Here is a 17,378-nt window from a genome sequence, read left to right as displayed (position 1 = left end):
ATTGTCAAATATTTTTGACAGTTAGCCCTTGAGCAGGTCGCCCAGGCCCTCGTTGAAGCCCTCGGCGAAGGCGCTGGGGATGACGACGGTGCCCTTGCCCTCGCGCAGCGACTCGTTCAGCAGGTGCATGGTGCGCAGGCGCGAGATCGCCTCGTGGTCGCCGATGAGCTCTTCCATTTCGTCCAAGATCTCGTAGATGTCGTGCTCCGCCTCCATGAGGATGATGCGGGCCTTCTTGCGTTGCTCGGCCTGGGCCTCCAGACTCATGGCCTCCTGCAGCTCCTTTGGCAGAAGGATGTCGCGCACCTCCACCGAAAGCACGGTCACGCCCCAGGGCGCCACCTTCTCCTCCAGCACCCGTTTGAGCTCCCGATCCAGCTGCTCGCGGCGGATGGCCACCTCGGCAGCGCTTGCCCGGCCGATAGCGTCGCGCAGGGCCGTTTGGGCCGCCATCTCCACGGCGCGGGTGAAGTCGCCCACTTCGGTGCAGGCCGCGGCGGCGTCCCACACGTGCCAGAACAGCACGGCGTCCACGTTCATGGGCACGAGATCGGCCGTCAGCGTCTCCTCGGCGTAGAAGGTGGTCACCCGGGTGCGCGTGTCCACCCGCATGGTATTCGACTCGATGACGGGAATAGTCCAGAACAGCCCCGGCCCCGACACGCGGTTAAAGCGCCCGAGGCGAAGCACCACCACGCGCTCCCACTGCTGAGCGATATGACAGCAACCGATGGCAAGAAGCGCCACCAACGCGGCCACGATGATAAGTCCTAGGGTCACGCGGCCGGTCGCAAGCGCGCCAACGCCCAGCACGCAGGCCAGCACCACGACGAACAGCACGGCGGAGAACAGCAGCACGCCCGCCGAAGAGGCGCGCTCCCCCACCACTTCCGTAGACACATCCGGCACCACGCGGAAGCGACGCTCGTCGGAAGACTTCTCTTTGCCGAACATGGGAACTCCTTCAGATCGGGACTTGCGGGACGGCGTCATTCGGCGCAGTCAGAGACGCAAACAGGGACGGGAGGCGCGAGCTGTCACGCCCCCTTCTCGGCCCGCACGGCGGGCTTCTCGAAATCGATGATGCGAGCGGACACCTCGCCGCGCTCACGGGCCTCATCGTACTTCAGGCGCTTGATCTTTCGGCTCATGGCGCGCTCGATGTCATCTAGCCCCATGCCCAGCTCGCGGCACGCCGCGATGCACTCGTCTAGCACCGCATCGGCCTCACCCTCCCCTTCCGCACCCATCTTCGCACCCAAATCGGTCACGAACACGCCACGACCCCGCGTCGATTCCAGGTACCCGTCGGACACGAGGCTCAGGTAGGCCTTGTTCACCGTGTTGTAGTTGATGGAGATCTCCGAAGCCAGGCCGCGCACCGTGGGCAGCTTGTCGCCGGGCGCCAGGGTGCCGTCGTTGATGAGGTAGGCGATGCGGTTGCGCAGCTGCACCCACAGGGGCAAGTCGCTTGTCGGATCAACTTCGAAGGGAAACATGGACGACCTTTCTCTCAAGGACTAGAAGGGAACAGAAACAACGGGCAGCATCCCGGCCGCCACTACGACCGCGCGCAAACAGGCGCCGCCAACAAGAACGCAACCGGCGCTGGCGAGCAACGCGCGCGAGGCGAGAGACGCCTCGGCGACGTCCTTACTCGCATTGCAACGCGCGAGGACAGCCTCTATCGCAAAAGGAGCAACAAGGCCAACGAGCACAAGGCCGCCCCAGAACGGCAGAGAGCACGCACCGTTCAATACGGAGGCCACCGATGCCAACGCGGCCGCATCGGTAGGCGTTGCCCCCGAGGAAGCCGAGCCGCCGTGTTCCAGCCACGCTGCACCAAGCCACAGCGCCACGACGACCGCCTCCAGGGCAAGGAGAACCATATCGGCGCGAACGACTTGCCGCATCGTTCGGCCGAAAACCGTCGCCATTCCCGAAAATACTGCCACCATGCCCACAAGCGCCACTCCGCACGAGAGAGCCGAGATCGCGAACAGCCCCGGCAGCCACGGGCCGAACCACAACGGCACCGACGGCATACCCGACAGCAACAGTCCCGTATAGATCACCGCGACGAAAGACACCGCCGCAAGCAAGACAGCGAGCGCTCTGAATAGAGGCAGAGACACCGACGGCACCCCGAGCCACACAAGAAGCATGGCTGCCGCCAACGTGCCACAAAGCAAAAGTGCCCAGAATCCTACGACCAGATAATTCGAAGGGGATGAAACCGCCAGCAAAAGGATGCGATCGAGGCGCCCCACATCAGCCGCAAGGCACAGGACCCCCAGCACTAAGACTACCAGCGAGGCCACGAGTATCGACACGAACAGTCGGCGATAGGCAGCGCTTCCGTTGTCTCTGAAGCGCACAACCACTCCGCGGCTCACGGCTCTCTCGTCAGCGAGGAGCATCAGCACTGCGGCAATCAAGAGCGCGCCCGCCCCTGTCCCTCCCAGAAAGAGGTAAGCAACCACCAGTTCGCTGAACACGACTCCTCCTCTTGCCCTAGACAATGCCTACGGAACCCACCGACCCCGCATTCCGGCGTTAAGATTATCATAAGACAATCGAAGAAGCGATGCGTCCGTCAGGAAAGATTCAGGGAGAGCAGCACCAAGAATTTCGAGTTGTTAGACATCCAACGCGCTCGCAGGTGATTGCCTGCTTCCATCTTGTCTTCTCATATATCGTATTTTATTACTTTTCTTACACATTTTGTTCTGCCACAGTTTTTGAGCGAACCATCGCGCGTACCTAAAGTCTAACAACTCGAAAAAACAGCCCGAATCCGACGGCAAGCTTTTCCGAGAAGGCCTTCGTTCCCGATTCGCACGGTTAATTCACGTTGAAATCGCGCCGCTTTTGCGTCGGCTACAGCAGCACCTTCACGCCGAAGTAGGCGAGCACCACCAAACCTACGATGATGCGGTAGACGCCGAACGCCGTGAAGTCGTTCTTCTTGATGTAGCCCATGAGGAACTTGATGGAGATCACCGACACCACGAATGCCGTCACGATGCCCACCACGAGCACGGCGATCTCGGTGGCCGTCATGGCCAGACCCACGGCCATCAGATACTTGATGAGCTTCAGCACGCCCCAGCCGAACATGACGGGAATCGCGAGAAAGAACGTGAACTCCGCCGCCGCCGTGCGCGAGCAGCCGCACAGCATGCCGCCGATGATGGTGGAGCCCGAGCGCGACGTGCCGGGGATGATGGCAAGCATTTGGAAGCAGCCGATCTTCAGCGACGTCTTCCAGTCGATCTCGTCCACGGTGCGCACGCGGAACAGGGCCATCTCGGCGTCGTCGCCATCGTCGCCCGGACCCACCTCAGGCACGGGACGCGCATGGGCGCCGCGGGGACGCCGAGGGGCGCGACTGGCCAGGTAGGCTGCCTCGCGCCGACGGTTGCGCCGCTCCAGCAGGATGAACACGACGCCGTAGACGATAAGGGCGATGGCCACCGTCCACGCGTTGTAGAAGTACTCGTTGAAGAAGTCGTCCAGCGTAAGTCCGATGGCCGCCGCCGGGATGCAGCCGATGGCCACCATGCCCCACAGCCGCCACGTGCCGCGCTTCTCGGCCGACGTCTTCTTCGGCGAGAACGGGTTCAGCTTATGGAAGTACAGGATGAGCACGGCCATGATGGCGCCCAGTTGGATGACCACTAAGAACAGCTCCAGGAACTCCGCCGACACGTTCAGCTTCACGAACTCGTCCACGAGAATCATGTGGCCCGTGGAAGAGATGGGCAGCCATTCGGTGATGCCCTCCACGACGCCGATGAAGAACGCCTTCAGAACTTCGATAAACATGTCCACAGAAACTGCCTCCGTACGATTTGCTTGCCTGTCGGCCCAAGCGGCGAGCGGCAACCCAGGCCAGAGCGCGCCGCCAACACGAGGAAAAGCGCACAAGGGGCACTCCCTCTTTCGAGCCTCGGAAATGCTATCACGGCACTGCGAATCGTCAGGATTCCTACGGAGAAAGTCCACGTTTGTCACTTTGGTCTACCGAGGCGCCGGCCAGCCCAGCGCTCGCAGCGCGCGACACAACCCGTCGTGTCGCGCGTGCCGCCCATTCCACCACGGCTTGTGCACGTAGCCGATTTCATGTCAGATACAACATAGCAAGCAGGTTCGTTTTCCCTGCTCAAAGCCTCTTTTCGAAAGCAACGATGCGCCAACGAACACCAAGCATCGTGGTAATAAAACTATCGAAGATCGCACTTTTACCAACGATGTCAGTTCCATTGGGGTATCATGGGACACCCGCGAGAGACCGGAAGCGAAATGTTTTTCCGGCCCGGCAAACGCAGCTTTCAACTCAACAGGCCTCGCCCTCTTCCTGGCGCTCAGGCGCACTGCGGCACAACCCGCGGCGCACGGACGTCCTTGCCTCATCACGGATGCGCCCACCAACCGAAGGGTCTCCCCCTTCCGACAAAAGGATACTATCATGCTGAAAGCTGCCCACCCCGGCGGTCTGATCCCGCCCATCCTCCATCCCTCCCCGCTCAACCGCGAAAACACCGGCGAGCGCACCGACCGGACGGGCGCGCTCCTGTTCGCAGGCGCCGTGGCTTCCTTCGGGCTAGCTCTCGTGCTCATCGGCGCTGCCGTTTCGTTCGCCGCCGGAGCGCCAGCGCCGGCGAACCTCGACCAGTCGACCCTCGTGTTCGGATCCTTGGCAGCGGCCTGCGCCCTGGCGGCACTCGGCATGATGCTGGCCTTGCGGGAGAGAAGCCTGCGCACGCAGCAAATGCGCCGCGTCACCCGTGCCGAGCAGATCCAGGGAGAGCTGGACAGTCTGGGCCTCACGCCCAAGGAGATGCCCATTGCCAAGCTCATCCTGCAGCATCAAAGCTACGCGACCATCGCCGCCGAGCGGCACCTGGCCGTGCGCACGGTGCAATTCCATGCCACGAATATCTTCCGGAAGGCCTATGTCAGCAATCGGCGCGATTTCGAGCGTGTCATCCTGGCCGACGAGCGCAACGACGACCGGAGCGACGGCGGCCGTCGCGACACTCCCTGCTGCCGCAGCAACCAAACGACACCGCCCGACGGCCGAGGCGCCGCGCGCCCCGGATGCGCCCTCCGCGGCCAAAATACCTGCTTGCCCGGGGGCGGCTCCGACAACCCGGCGACGGGCCTCCCCGCGCAAAACCCTGGCAGCGAGCAAGAGCGCGGAGATCCCGACCGTCCCGCTGGCAGCCCCACGACCCTCCGCAGCAGGGCGGCCCTGCGCCACGGCAGGCAGGAGGGAGGACGGCCATAGCCAGCGCCGTTCGCTAGCGCGCCCGCCCATCTGGTAGGCGGCGCCGGCACTCGCAGGCGCGTCCGCGAGAGGTCATCATTGGGGAAACAGACGCCCGCACGCCGCCTTCGTCGTGGTGCCCGCGTGCTACCGTGAACCCATGAGCAACTTCGCCGACATAGCGTGCCCTGCATCGCCGCAACTCGAAAGCGCAACGACCGCCTCCCCTGACGGCCGCCCGAAAGACTCGGCAACATTTGCGGGAAGCCGCTCTCGAAAGACGCCCGACGTCCCCGAAGGCGAGATGCACGGCCACGGCTCCGGCGGCCCCAAGGACGTCTGGACGCACAACGTGGAAGCCACCGCGTCCCTCCTCATCGCCTTCGGCACCCTCATCACCACCTGCAGCGCCCAGGGCCTTTTCACCCCCTCGACCGCCAGTCGGTGGATTCTCGAGTACCTCGTTCCCTTCCAGCTGCCGATTTTCTACTTCTGCCTGGGCTTTCTCTACCAGCGCTACCGCACGACGCGCACCCCTCGCGCCTGGGGCCAGAACCTCCGCCGCGAGCTGGCGCTCATGGGCATCCCCTTCGCAGCGTTCACCGTGCTCGTGCTGCTCACGAACTCGGTCGTCGGCGCGAAGCCGCCTCTGTCGGTCGCCGATCTCCTCCGCGCGCTCTTCATCGAGCCCGTCATTCCCGTCGGCTACTTCTATACCTGCCTCATCATTTACGCCATCACCCCCACCGTGAAGAGCCGCCGCAACGCCAGCGGCCTCCTGTTCGCCGCCGTCGCAGCGAAAGCAGCCATCGTGGCGCTCGCTTCGCTGCCCGCCACCGCCGAGATGGCCGCGCGCCTCCCCTACGCCGTCACCTCCGTGGCCGAGAACTGGATCTGGGTTGCCGGCGGCATGGCCATGGCGCTCTACCGGGGCCTGCCCCTCGTGCGCGGATCCGAGAAGGCCTGGGCCCTCGGCGCCCTGTGGGTGGCCACCAGCGTGATCGCCTTCTACGCCGGCTGGACCGGCGAGACGTCCCACGCCGTTCTGGACGCGCTCGGCGTGCTGTGGGCGACCTCCCTGTTCTCCACCGTGTTCCGCAGCGGGCGGCAGAACCGCTTCTACGGCTTCGTGACCCGCTACACCATGGCCATCTGGCTCTTCCACGGCATCTGCCTCGCCCTGTACTTCCATCTTTGGAAGGCGGCCGGCATCTCCGTCACGGCAGCACCGTGGATGGCGGCCGCGGGGGCGGCGCTCGTCTGCTACGGCATGCCGGTGCTGATCATGGCCGCCCTTTCGCGCCTTGGGAAGGCCGGCATCATCGTGTATCCGGCCCGCCATCTGCCGCCCGCGCCGGCCACCATGCTCCGGAAGACGCCGCACTAACGTATACTGAGGCCCATGAACAAGTCGCAAACATCTTTTCTGGCGGGGGGCGACCCGTATCTGGCGCCGTTCTCGTCCATGACCGACGGGCAGCTGCGCGACCCCAAGCAGCTCGTGGGCCTGGCCCGCGCCATCGACCCGGAGGGCGCGCCGGAGCGCTTGGCGTCGGGCCTGTTCGTCGCTGAGTCCGTGAACGTCATCGACCGCGCCCTTAACGCCGGGTGCGTCCCCTTCGCCGTGCTCACCGACCGGCGCTGGCTCGCCGCCTCCGAAGCGCTCTTGGAAAAGGTGCACGCGGCTAATCCGGCCGCCCCCGTGGCCGTGGTCTCCTCGGAGGAGATGCGCTCCATCACCGGCTACGAGATGACCCGCGGGCCCTTGGCCGCCTTTCACCGGCCGCCCGAGCCCGACCTGGCCGCCCTGCTTACTGGCGCCCACCGCGTCGCCGTGCTGGAGGACGTCACGAACTACACCAACATCGGGGCCATCTTCCGCAGCGCCGCCGCCCTCGGCATCGATGCGGTGCTGCTCACGCCGGCCTGCCACGACCCGCTGTTCCGCCGCGCGTCGCGCGTTTCCATGGGCACGGTGTTCCAAGTGCCCTGGGCCCGCATCGGGCACGCGCGCGATTGGGCGGCCGAAGGCGTGGCGCGCCTGCGCGAGGCCGGCTTTGTCACAGCCGCCCTGGCCCTGGCCGACGACGCGCTTTCCATCGCCGATACGCGTCTGAAGGCAGCCGACAAGCTGGCCCTCGTACTGGGCACGGAAGGCGGCGGCCTGGCCGCCTCCACCATCGCCGCCTGCGACTGGACCGTGCGCATCCCCATGCACCACGGGGTCGATTCCCTGAACGTCGCCGCCGCCAGCGCCGTCGCCTTCTGGGAAACCCGCCGGGAAGGCTAGCGTCGCGCAGCCACATCCCGTAGGGGCTGACCTTGATCAGCCCTCATCAGGCAAGGTTATCCCTCTTGTGAGGGGCGACCGAGGTCGCCCCCTACGGATGGAGCGGAAGCTCGGCCCCCTACGAGCCGGTCGGAAGTCCCATGGCGTTCGCGATCGCCATCGTCACGCCCACGGCTATCACGCCCACGGCAACCAGCGCGATGCCCAAGATTCGCAAACGAGCTCCCTGCAGAAGGCGAAGCCTCGGAGCCGCCCGACGCAAAACGCGGACGTCGGTCAAAATGAAAAGAAAGCCCGTGAAGAACGGAATACCGAACGTCCAATACTGAAAGGCGAGCAGCCAGAACGGCCAGGTGGCGTAACGCTCGTCGGGCGTGAACGGCATTGCGATGAGGACTGCCATGAACAGCAACCACACCACCAAGAGGGCGACATCGACCACGAGCCCTGCCGTTTCACCGGAGGAGAGCGTCGAGAAAGCACGCCTTACCCGAGAAACGACTACGCCATGCGGTCTGTCATCGATCGGAGCTGCGGCACTCACCGCCGTCGCGGCCCAGGGGCGACCAAGGTCGCCCCCTACGGGAGCAGCCTGGCCTGCAGGGGCGGCCCAATCCGCAGGGGAAACCCGACCCGCGCCGGCGACCTGGGTCACAACGACACCCCGGTCTGCAGGAGAAGCCCCGGCTGGGGCGAGCGCCGCGAGGAACGCCGCCTTCAGGTCGCGCACCGTCTGGAAGCGGGCCGCCGGATCAAAGGCGCAGGCGCGCTGGAGCACGGGGCGCAGCGCGAAAGGCACTTCCGGCCCCGCGAACCCCGCCGCAGCCACCGACGGCGACGGATCGCGCTCGGCCAGCAGGTAGTAGAGCAGCATTCCCAGCGCATACACGTCGCTGCGCTCGTCGGTCTGCCCGTAGCCGAACTGCTCGGGCGGCGCGTAGCAGCGCGTGCCGAAATGAGCCGTATCCCCCGCAGCCCCCTCGCGAAAGGCCCGGGCAATGCCGAAGTCGATGATCGTGAGACCCGCATCGCTCACCACGATGTTCGTTGGCTTCAAATCGCGATGGATCAAAGGCGGCGAGAACTGCTCGTGCAATTCCATCACCCCGTCGCAAAGGAGTGGAAACCACTGCGCCGCCAGGGCGACCGATCCGTCGCGTTCGTACACCTCGTCCCGCAGCGTGCGTCCCTGGATGTATTCCATGACCACCACCAGCTCGTTGCCAGTGGTATGAACATCGTAGATGCGCGGCAAATGTCGGAAGCGACGCCCGGCGCGCTGCGCTTGGAACAAGTGGCCGTAGGCGTCTCCCATGGCCGCATCAACCGCGATGCGCTTGCGAACGAACGGTCCGAGCTCCGCCGCGTTGGCCCCCACAAAGTACACCACCTCGGTCGTCTCGTGGGGCGCCGTCTTCAATACCTCATCGACGCGATAGCACACGTCGCGGGCGAGGGCGTCAAGATATGCGGCAAGAGGGTCGTTTTCCATAAATGCCATGGTACCAAAGTTAGCTGATGGTCGCCTCGCCGAACCGGTAAAGCTCCTCCTCAGTCTTCTGCAGCGTATAGCCATGGCTGATGGCGAAGATGACAATGGCATCTCGCCGATTCTTGCAATACAGCTCGTTGGCGCCTCCCGCCTGCAAAAGGCGGTTCGTCTCGCGCAACGAGCACCCCATAGCGAAGGCAAGTTTCAGCAAGTTATCCCGCGAGGCGCGCCGAGCGCCGGTGAAAATCTGGTAGCCGAAGGTCTCGTTGATACCGGCCTCTCTCACCACCACTGAGCGCTTCAGCCCCTTCTCTAGCAGAAGGGCGTCCAGGTACTCCGCCAAGCTGCGCTCGCCCACCTCGCGCCGTTTGATGAACGCCCGCGGATCCGGCGCGTCCAAGAGCTCGGCCAGCATATCCTCTGTCAGCGGTTCCTCCACGCGCTTCTTTCTCCTTCGACCCATATCACGAAGCCCCTATTGTAGCGCCTCGAGCGCCCGCCTTCGGAGACGGGTGCCCGAGACGTGCGCCATCGGGCACGCTAGCTCAGCGAGAACGTCTGCTCGGCCAAGACGGCGTCGCTGAAGCTCAAAAGCTCCTCGACCTCAACCGTGATGTCGCTCATGTCCTCCAGGGCGTAGCCCATCTCCACCGTCGTAGAGGAATCAGGCTTCACATCGCTCGAGTACTTCTCGGAATCCCAATCGCTGCCGATGGCTGTGCCCAGCTCAACGCCGTTTTGGAACACTTTGGGATAAAGCGCCACCATGAAGCTGGTCGCCTCGTCGGAATTGTTCGTGAAGGTGTAGGTCACCACGGCAGCCGGATTTCCCTGGTAGTCCTCAGTCACCCGGCAGCCGTCGATGGTCACGCCGTAAGCGGCCGCGTCCGATGCGCTCTGCTCGGCCGCCTGGGGCTCAGTCGCAGATCCGGAATCTTCGACTGCTGCACCCTGCGCCGTCGCCGTATCCAGGCCGCTCTCCTCCATGGCCTGGTCGAGGGCGGCGCTGAAGGCGCTCTGCATTACGAGCACGAGAATGAAGGCGATCACGGAAAGCACGAGGCCGGCGATCCCTAGGCCCTTGCCGCTCTTCTTCCCCTTCGAAATACCTACCAATCCAATGATGGCGAAGACGATGCCGAGAATGGCCAAAAGGAAGGAGAGGTTGTTGATAATCGGCAGAATCGACGTGACCAGTGCCACGATTCCCAATACGAGAGAAGCCACGGCCATAGCCGAGCGAGGTTGCGTTTCCATAGATGATTCCCTTCTTCTAAACGCGCTATTCCTAACGGACAAGGAAGAAGGGTATCCGTTCTCGTTAACCGTTTCATTAGCTGCCAGCTAAGGCGGCTGCAAATTTTCCCTAGCTCAGGTCGACCTTGGCGCGCACGAGGTAGGCGGACAGGGCGACACCGCCACCGGCCACGGCAAGGTTCACCACCGTCTGCATGATGGACACCACGCTGAGCATAAACGACGCCGTGCCCGTGTCCCCCACCATGGCCAGAACGCCGACAATAGAGAACAGAAGAGAGATCACCCAGCCAATTCCCACATACAGCGCCACGGCCGCAGCCACCTTATGCCGCCGCGCCCACCAAGCGCCCAGCGTCAGCGAGAGGAACGCCAGCCCCACGGTGTAGGCGGCGGACACGAGGGCATTCGCCACGCCCATGATCGACGAGGCCACCCCGCCGTTGCCCGTCAGCGCCGACCAGCCGCCCAAAAGCGACAGCACCACCGACACCATGTCCCCATCGCCGTCGGTGATCGCGAGCATGGCCAGCGAGGCGAGCGCGCAGGCCATAAGCGTGAACACCGCCGCCAGCAAAAAGGCAGCCCAGAACTTCGCCGCCACCAGCGTGCCCGCGCGCACCGGCAGCGTGAGCGTGAGATAGCCCTCGTCGGTGAACATCGTGCGGTAGAAGCGCATCGCGATGAACACGTAGACCGCCACAAGGCTGGCCCACACGAGAAAGCCGCAGAACAGCGCGGCCATTACGAACACCACGGTCAGGTTGGAGGCGGCCGATGCCTCGTTGACGTAACGGGAGGCGAATCCCGCCGCGCGGCTCACGGCGTCGGTGGCCTCGATGCAGCCGATGCCCACCACGCCGGCGACGACCATAACGGCCAGCATGATGGCCGCGGGCTTCCAAAGCGCCCGCATTTCCTGGGCGAAGAGCTTTCCTAGCATCGGAACTCCTCTCGGAAGAACGCGTCCAGCGTCATGCCCTTCTCCTGGGTCACGTAGGCCACGGGCGCGTGCAACAACATCTGGCCATAGCGCAGCAGGATGAAGTCATCCAGGAACGCCTCCACATCGCGTACGAGATGGGTGGAAAGGATGATGGACGACTGCGGCCGATAGGCGCGAATGACCGTTTGCAGGATGTAATCGCGGGCCGCTGGATCCACGCCGCCGATGGGCTCGTCCAGCAAATACAGTGCCGCATGGCGGGCCATGACGAGCGTGAGCTGCACCTTCTCAACCGTGCCCTTGGAAAGCGCCGAGGTGGGAGCGTCCTCGGGCACGCCGAGCCGGGCGAGCATGTCACGCGCCAAGGCGGCGTCGAAGTCCTCGTAGAAGTCGGCGAAGTAGGCGATCATCTCGCGCACGCGCATGGAGCGGGAGAAGTAGGGCCGCTCGGGCAGATAGGAGACGAGCGCCTTCGATTCCGGGCCCACCTCATAGCCCGCCACGCGAATGTCGCCCGCCGTGGGATGGGCCACGCCGGCGATCATCTTCAGCAGCGTGGTCTTGCCCGAGCCGTTCGGGCCGAGCAGCCCCACGATGCGGCCGACGGGCAAGCTGACAGTAAAGCGATCGAGCGCCACCGTGGCGCCATAGCGCTTAGTGAGGTCGCGGCACTCGAGCAAGGGCGGCGGCGCAACTTCGGGGACAAAGGCATCCATGGGAAGCCTCCTCATCGTTCGGAATCACTGGCCCCATCCTAGCACGGACGCCGATCGTCAAGCAGGAACCCCACCGAATGAGCGAATCGCTCCCGCTAGCCCCGCTCGAAGGCCCAGAGGTTGGCGCACTGGGCAAGCACACGCTCGGCATCCCACGTGCGAGCGCTGTTGGCGGGGCTGTTGGGGTCGTGAATGACCAGCTCGCCGTTGTCGGCCACGCCGGCCACCACGAGAAAGTGCCCTGTGCTCGTGAAATCGCCGGGGCGCATACTGCAGATGATCGGATGCCCCTGGGCGAGCTCCTCCTTAAGCCGCCCTGCGTCTGCCGGCACCTCATGGGAGGAAAGCCCCAGCTCGGCCGCGCCGTCGGTCATGAATCGCCAGGCGGTGAGACCCTCTTCCACGTAGCCTTCGGCCTCGCTGAAGGCGGCCATGGCGGCGGGATCCTTGTCGGTCTTCCCCGTCAGCGCAATGTAGACCATGGCCAGGCTCGTCGGCCCGCATCCGGCCTCTCCCACCGTGGCGCCGGCATAGGGCGCGTCGCGGTACTGGGGGTCGGTCTGGTAGAGAAAGGGCAGCTCGCCGCCGCGCCACTCGTCGCGCGGGGTGCTAGCGGCCTCGGCTCCGCCACCCGCGTCCGCAGCGGCCACAGAGGCGTCGGCCGTGGGCGAGGCGATGCCCGGCCCCGCCAGCCCCAGCCCTTCGGCGTACAGGTTCGCCATCTGGAACAGCGCGACTACGACGAAGACGGAAAGCGCCGCCACGCCCAGCACCGACCACAGATGCCAGCGTCGCCGCCCGATGCGGCGGCCCCGCGCGGCGCGGCTCGTGCGAACCAGACCGCCCAGCATGGCCGCCACCACGCCCGGCGTAGCAGTCGGGGCTACGGCCGACCCGCGAGTCTGCCTCCGCTGCGGCGAGGAGCTCCGGGCGGTCGTTGATCCCGCACCATTGCCCGGCCGGCCCCCCGCGCCCTGCGGCCGCACCCAGGCATCACGCCCGAAAGGGTTGGGGGCGACCCCCGAAACATTCCGAACACCCGAAGCACCCCGAGCATCTGAAACGTCCAAAGCGTCCACTCTCCCAGTGCGGCTTAGGGGCTCATCTCCTCCGTAAAAGTTCCCCTCGTCAAAACGGTAGGCAGCAGTGTCCATGGGTTTTCTCCTTACGTTGCGCCTCTACCTTACCGACGAGCCGGCTTACGCGTCCCATAGCGAAATCTGACATTTCCGGCAGGGCACCTTAACTTTTCCTGAAGCTGTCACGGGATGGCATGCCCATTGGCAAAACCCGGGGCGAATCGCGTACAATAGCCCTTATGGAAAAACGCGCTCACATACTGGTGGTGGACGACGAGCAAGCCATCGCCGATCTGGTTGTCAACCTGCTCGTGGCCGAGGGCATGGACGCGCTGGCCTGCTACAGCGGACAGGCGGCCCTCGACATGCTCGCCCGCACGCCGTTCGACCTGGCCATCGTGGATATCATGATGCCGGGCATCGACGGCTTCGAGCTGTGCGTTCGCATGCGCCAGATGCGGGACATTCCCGTCATCTTCCTCTCGGCGAAGGACGAGGAGGCCGACCAAGTCGTCGGCTTCACCTTGGGCGCCGAAGACTACGTCACCAAGCCCTTCCGGCCCCGCGAGCTGGTGGCCCGCGTGAAGGCGCGCCTGCGCCGGCGCCAAGCAGCGCCCCAGGCTTCCTCCACCCTGCTTTCCGCCGGTGCCATCGAGGTGGATCTGCGCACGCATCTGGCCACACTCCACGGCGAACCTTTGCACCTCACCCCCAAGGAGTTCGCCATTCTGGCGATTCTGGCCCAGTCGGTCGGCTCACCGGTCTCGGCGGCCGATCTGTTCGAAGGGGCCTGGCACGAGCGCTTCGACGACGCGGCGGCCAACACGGTCATGGTGCACATCCGCCGCCTGCGCAAGAAGCTCGCCGATATCGACGCTTCCACGACGTTCATCGAAACCGCTTGGGGCGTCGGTTACAAGCTGCGCGGCGCGCCCGGCGACACCGGTCATGGCGCTTAAAAGCGAGCAGGCCCGCGTCCTGCGCCGGCGCGTGCTCGGCGGCCTCATTCGCAACCTTTTGCTGTTTAGCGGGGCCTTCGCTCTGGCCTGCCTGGCCATCGAGACCTTCATGGTGCCCTCGATCGCGAACTGGGTGGCCGACTCGACCTCGTCTTGGCGCACCCTGAACTCCTCCGAGCAGTTCCAGCAGATCCTCACCGACCAGGGGCTGCTCGACGATGCCAGCCTGTTCGACCTCTGGGTCAACGAGGCCATCGAGGGCGGCTACACCAACGATGCGGGCACTATCGCCGAGGTTCAAGGCGAAGTGAACGAGATGGAAGATGCCCTGGCGGAATACGCGAGCATGATGGCCGACTCGCCCGAGAACGCCGAGGCTGCCGCGGCCCACGCCAAGGAACGGGCTGAGAAGCTCGGGACGGATGTGGCCGTCGCCTCGGGCACCAACGCCGCGGCCATCGGCGACGCGAGCACCTTCATCGACGACGCGACCGCCCTCGATGTTGAGACCGACAGCGCCCCGGCCGACAAGACCGCCCGGGCCGTTCCCCTCCTTCCCTATCAGACCATTCTGACCGCCGAGGCCATTCCCGCTGACGACGCGAGCGCCGCCCAAGCCATAGCGGCCCTGCGCGTGTCGGCATCCCTGCAGGAGCTGGGGCTCTCGCTGCCCGAGGCCCAGACGTTCATGCCGCCGGAGACCACGGTGGATGCGGCCACGCGAATTCTCGTCAGCGCCGCCGTCCTGGGCTATGATCAGCCGACGCTGAACGACCTTCTGCAAAGCGCCTTTCGCCAATCCCAGGAGCAGGCCTACAGCGCCTGGCTCGACCTGACCTCCGCCGAAGAGGCGCAGGCGCTGGGCGTCTCCGACGAGAGCCCCGTCTGGCAAATCCAGTACGGCGAGGACGGCGTCTACCGCATGCGCGACGTGGCCACCTACACGTTCGTCAAGTCGTTCAAGCTCCCGCTGGCCCTGCTCGTCTTCGTGGCCGGCTGGCTCGCCATCATCCTGAGAGCCCTGAACCGGTCGCTGCGCTACTTCGACGAGCTGTCCGGAGCCGTGGGACGCCTGCTCGCCGACAAGGACGCCCCCATCGAGCTGCCGGCCGACTTGTCCATCGCCCGCAACGAGCTGGCGGTTATCCGCTCGCAGTCGCTGGCCGACGAGCGCGCCGCCCACGCCGCCGAGCAGCGCAAGAACGAGCTGGTGGCCTATCTGGCCCACGACATCCGCACGCCGCTCACCTCGGTGCTCGGCTACCTGGACCTGCTGCGCGAGACGACCGATCTGCCCCGGGAGACCCTGCGCAAGTACGCCGACATCGCCTATTCGAAGGCCGAGCGCTTGGAAAGCCTCATCAACGAGTTCTTCGAGATCACCCGCTACAATCTGTCGGCCATTCCCATCGAGCGGGAGACCGTGGGGGTGCGCCTGTTCTGCCAGCAGGTGGCCGAGGCGTTCTTCCCCGAGGCCGCCGCCCGCAACATTCGCATCACCGTGGATGCCGCCGGCGCCGGCCAGTTCTTCATCGACCCGGACAAGCTCGCCCGGGCGCTGGGCAACGTGCTGCGCAACGCCGTGGCCTACGCCGACGCGAACTCCGTCATCGCCATCGCCGCCCGCCAGGACGCCCGCACGACCACCATCACCGTGGCCAACCGCGGACGCGAGATATCCGACGCCCATCTGGAGACCATCTTCGAGAAGTTCTACCGCGAAGACGGGGCGCGCTCCTCGAAGAAGGGCGGCGCGGGGCTGGGGCTCGCCATCGCCCGGGAAATCGTCGTGGCGCATCACGGCGACATCGAGGCGGCGAGCGAGCGGGGCGTCACCGTGTTCACCCTGCGCATACCCACCCAGGGGGAGGAGATTGAAGGGGCAGCCGCCGCGCCGCGCATCCCGGGCGCGACTGAGGGCGTCCAACGGCCGGTTGAGCCCGTGCCGCCCCGCACCGTACGACCGGCAAGCACGCGAGCAACTTCCGCGCCGCCTTCCGCAACGACGCGTCGCGGGCCCTCCGCCCGCCCGATTCCACAACGCCCCGTCGGCGAACGGACGCAAGCGCCGCGCCAAGGTACCTCTCCGTTAAATCCTCGTAACGCTCGCCACGGACAGGTTCCCGCGCGTAAGACGGTACGCGATAATGATGCGACACCCCGGCGGCGCGGCCTGTCCCGCTAGCTTCAAAACCAAAGCAGGCATCGGCCCCGAAGCACCGCTTTCCCACTTAGCGAACACCCAAGGAGGCACCATTGAACCCCATCCGCATCGGCATTCTCGGCTATGGCAACCTCGGCCGCGGCATTGAACTGGCCGTCGCCGCCAACGACGACATGGAATTGGTGGGCGTGTTCACTCGCCGCGACCCGGCCAGCGTGCACCCGCTCGGCGAGAACGTCGCCGTCTGGCCCGCCACGGAGCTGGCCGCCCACACCGACGACATCGACGTGCTCATGCTCGCCGGCGGCTCGGCCACCGACTTGCCCGAGCAGACCCCGGCAGCCGCTGCGCTCTACAACGTGGTCGACTCCTTCGACACCCACGCCAACATCCCGGCGCACTTCGCCGCCGTCGACGCGGTGGCCCGCGAGACGGGGCATGTGGCCGTCATCTCGGTGGGCTGGGATCCGGGCATGTTTTCGGTCTCGCGCGTTTACGCCAACGCCATCATGCCCAACGGCGCCGACTACACCTTCTGGGGCCGCGGCGTCTCCCAGGGGCACTCCGACGCCATCCGCCGCATCCCCGGCGTGGTGGACGCCCGCCAGTACACGGTGCCCGTGCCCGAGGCGCTGGAGGCCGTGCGCTCCGGTGCCAACCCGGAGCTGACCACGCGCCAGAAACACACCCGCGAGTGCTTCGTCGTGGCCGAGGAGGGCGCCGATACGGCCGCCATCGAAGAGGCCATCGTCACGATGCCGAACTACTTCGCCGACTACGACACCACAGTCACCTTCATCTCCCAGGAAGAGCTCGACCGCGATCACGCCGGCATTCCCCACGGCGGCTCGGTCATCCGCACCGGCACCACGGGCGCCGCCGGCGAGAACACCCATGTGATCGAGTACTCGCTGAAGCTCGATTCCAACCCGGAGTTCACCGGCAGCGTGCTCGTCGCCTGCGCCCGCGCCTGCTGGCGCATGGCCTGTGCGGGCGAGACGGGCTGCCGTACTATCTTTGACATCGCGCCGGCGCTGCTCTCGCCCATGACCCCCGAGGAGCTCCGCGCGAAGATGCTGTAAGGCCGCACGCCCGACGGCACCAGCGAACACGCACGCTCATTAGCAAGCGGATCGCCCACCGGGTGGTCCGCTTTTTCATCGCCCGAGACATTTTCATCGCTCGAGACAACTTGCCCCTCGG

Annotated in this window: 16 protein-coding genes; 6 read left to right on the top strand and 10 right to left on the bottom strand. The window is 65.4% G+C overall.

From position 1 onward, the window contains the following. Positions 1 to 21: 21 nt before the first annotated feature. From AEQU_RS02350 to AEQU_RS02335, 4 genes are all read right to left on the bottom strand, one after another. A complete protein-coding gene (locus AEQU_RS02350) occupies positions 22 to 954 on the bottom strand; it encodes a slipin family protein (protein ID WP_022739320.1) in 933 nt (310 codons plus the stop codon). A gap of 83 nt (positions 955 to 1,037) precedes the next feature. Continuing rightward, the gene (locus AEQU_RS02345; protein ID WP_022739319.1) at positions 1,038 to 1,499 is read right to left on the bottom strand and encodes a GntR family transcriptional regulator; all 462 of its coding nucleotides are present in this window, start codon (positions 1,497 to 1,499) and stop codon (positions 1,038 to 1,040) included. Positions 1,500 to 1,520: 21 nt separating this feature from the next. Then, complete coding sequence (nrfD, locus tag AEQU_RS02340) at positions 1,521 to 2,498, bottom strand: NrfD/PsrC family molybdoenzyme membrane anchor subunit (RefSeq protein WP_022739318.1); 978 nt, start codon at positions 2,496 to 2,498, stop codon at positions 1,521 to 1,523. Between the two features lie 382 nt (positions 2,499 to 2,880). Then, on the bottom strand, positions 2,881 to 3,828 hold the full coding sequence (locus AEQU_RS02335) for an undecaprenyl-diphosphate phosphatase (protein ID WP_041714865.1): 948 nt from the start codon (positions 3,826 to 3,828) through the stop codon (positions 2,881 to 2,883). Between the two features lie 643 nt (positions 3,829 to 4,471). Between AEQU_RS02335 and AEQU_RS02330 the strand changes: the two genes are divergently transcribed. The 3 genes from AEQU_RS02330 to AEQU_RS02320 all read left to right on the top strand — a co-directional run bounded on the left by AEQU_RS02330 (position 4,472) and on the right by AEQU_RS02320 (position 7,562). After that, positions 4,472 to 5,293: a helix-turn-helix transcriptional regulator gene (locus tag AEQU_RS02330; RefSeq protein WP_022739316.1), complete on the top strand. Its 822-nt coding sequence runs from the start codon at positions 4,472 to 4,474 to the stop codon at positions 5,291 to 5,293. 283 nt (positions 5,294 to 5,576) lie between these two features. After that, on the top strand, positions 5,577 to 6,659 hold the full coding sequence (locus AEQU_RS02325) for an acyltransferase family protein (RefSeq protein WP_022739315.1): 1,083 nt from the start codon (positions 5,577 to 5,579) through the stop codon (positions 6,657 to 6,659). 15 nt (positions 6,660 to 6,674) lie between these two features. Further along, positions 6,675 to 7,562: a TrmH family RNA methyltransferase gene (locus tag AEQU_RS02320; RefSeq protein WP_022739314.1), complete on the top strand. Its 888-nt coding sequence runs from the start codon at positions 6,675 to 6,677 to the stop codon at positions 7,560 to 7,562. Positions 7,563 to 7,680: 118 nt separating this feature from the next. Here the strand turns inward: AEQU_RS02320 and AEQU_RS11700 are convergent, their stop codons facing one another. From AEQU_RS11700 to AEQU_RS12850, 6 genes are all read right to left on the bottom strand, one after another. Then, positions 7,681 to 9,054, bottom strand: coding sequence for a serine/threonine protein kinase (locus tag AEQU_RS11700; protein ID WP_051353370.1), 1,374 nt, complete (start codon positions 9,052 to 9,054; stop codon positions 7,681 to 7,683). Between the two features lie 19 nt (positions 9,055 to 9,073). Continuing rightward, positions 9,074 to 9,493 (bottom strand): helix-turn-helix domain-containing protein, encoded by a 420-nt coding sequence (locus tag AEQU_RS02310; RefSeq protein ID WP_022739312.1) that lies wholly within the window; start codon positions 9,491 to 9,493, stop codon positions 9,074 to 9,076. A gap of 101 nt (positions 9,494 to 9,594) precedes the next feature. After that, entirely contained in the window at positions 9,595 to 10,311 is a 717-nt protein-coding gene (locus AEQU_RS02305; RefSeq protein ID WP_022739311.1) for a DUF5067 domain-containing protein, read from the bottom strand. A gap of 109 nt (positions 10,312 to 10,420) precedes the next feature. Then, on the bottom strand, positions 10,421 to 11,254 hold the full coding sequence (locus AEQU_RS02300; RefSeq protein WP_022739310.1) for a hypothetical protein: 834 nt from the start codon (positions 11,252 to 11,254) through the stop codon (positions 10,421 to 10,423). Then, a complete protein-coding gene (locus AEQU_RS02295) occupies positions 11,248 to 11,973 on the bottom strand; it encodes an ABC transporter ATP-binding protein (RefSeq protein WP_022739309.1) in 726 nt (241 codons plus the stop codon). The genes AEQU_RS02300 and AEQU_RS02295 overlap by 7 nt, the downstream gene beginning before the upstream one ends. 95 nt (positions 11,974 to 12,068) lie before the next feature. Next, the gene (locus AEQU_RS12850) at positions 12,069 to 12,824 is read right to left on the bottom strand and encodes a C39 family peptidase (protein ID WP_244874833.1); all 756 of its coding nucleotides are present in this window, start codon (positions 12,822 to 12,824) and stop codon (positions 12,069 to 12,071) included. Between the two features lie 467 nt (positions 12,825 to 13,291). Between AEQU_RS12850 and AEQU_RS02280 the strand changes: the two genes are divergently transcribed. The 3 genes from AEQU_RS02280 to AEQU_RS02270 all read left to right on the top strand — a co-directional run bounded on the left by AEQU_RS02280 (position 13,292) and on the right by AEQU_RS02270 (position 17,257). Further along, positions 13,292 to 14,011, top strand: coding sequence for a response regulator transcription factor (locus tag AEQU_RS02280; protein WP_041714355.1), 720 nt, complete (start codon positions 13,292 to 13,294; stop codon positions 14,009 to 14,011). After that, entirely contained in the window at positions 14,001 to 16,196 is a 2,196-nt protein-coding gene (locus AEQU_RS13175) for a sensor histidine kinase (protein WP_022739306.1), read from the top strand. The genes AEQU_RS02280 and AEQU_RS13175 overlap by 11 nt, the downstream gene beginning before the upstream one ends. A gap of 71 nt (positions 16,197 to 16,267) precedes the next feature. Continuing rightward, positions 16,268 to 17,257: a diaminopimelate dehydrogenase gene (locus AEQU_RS02270; protein ID WP_022739305.1), complete on the top strand. Its 990-nt coding sequence runs from the start codon at positions 16,268 to 16,270 to the stop codon at positions 17,255 to 17,257. The last annotated feature ends 121 nt before the right edge of the window (positions 17,258 to 17,378 follow it).

The organism is Adlercreutzia equolifaciens DSM 19450 (assembly GCF_000478885.1).
GTDB lineage: Bacteria > Actinomycetota > Coriobacteriia > Coriobacteriales > Eggerthellaceae > Adlercreutzia > Adlercreutzia equolifaciens.
The sequence above is the reverse complement of the archived record's forward strand: the minus strand, read 5'-3'. Positions and strand labels throughout refer to the sequence as shown.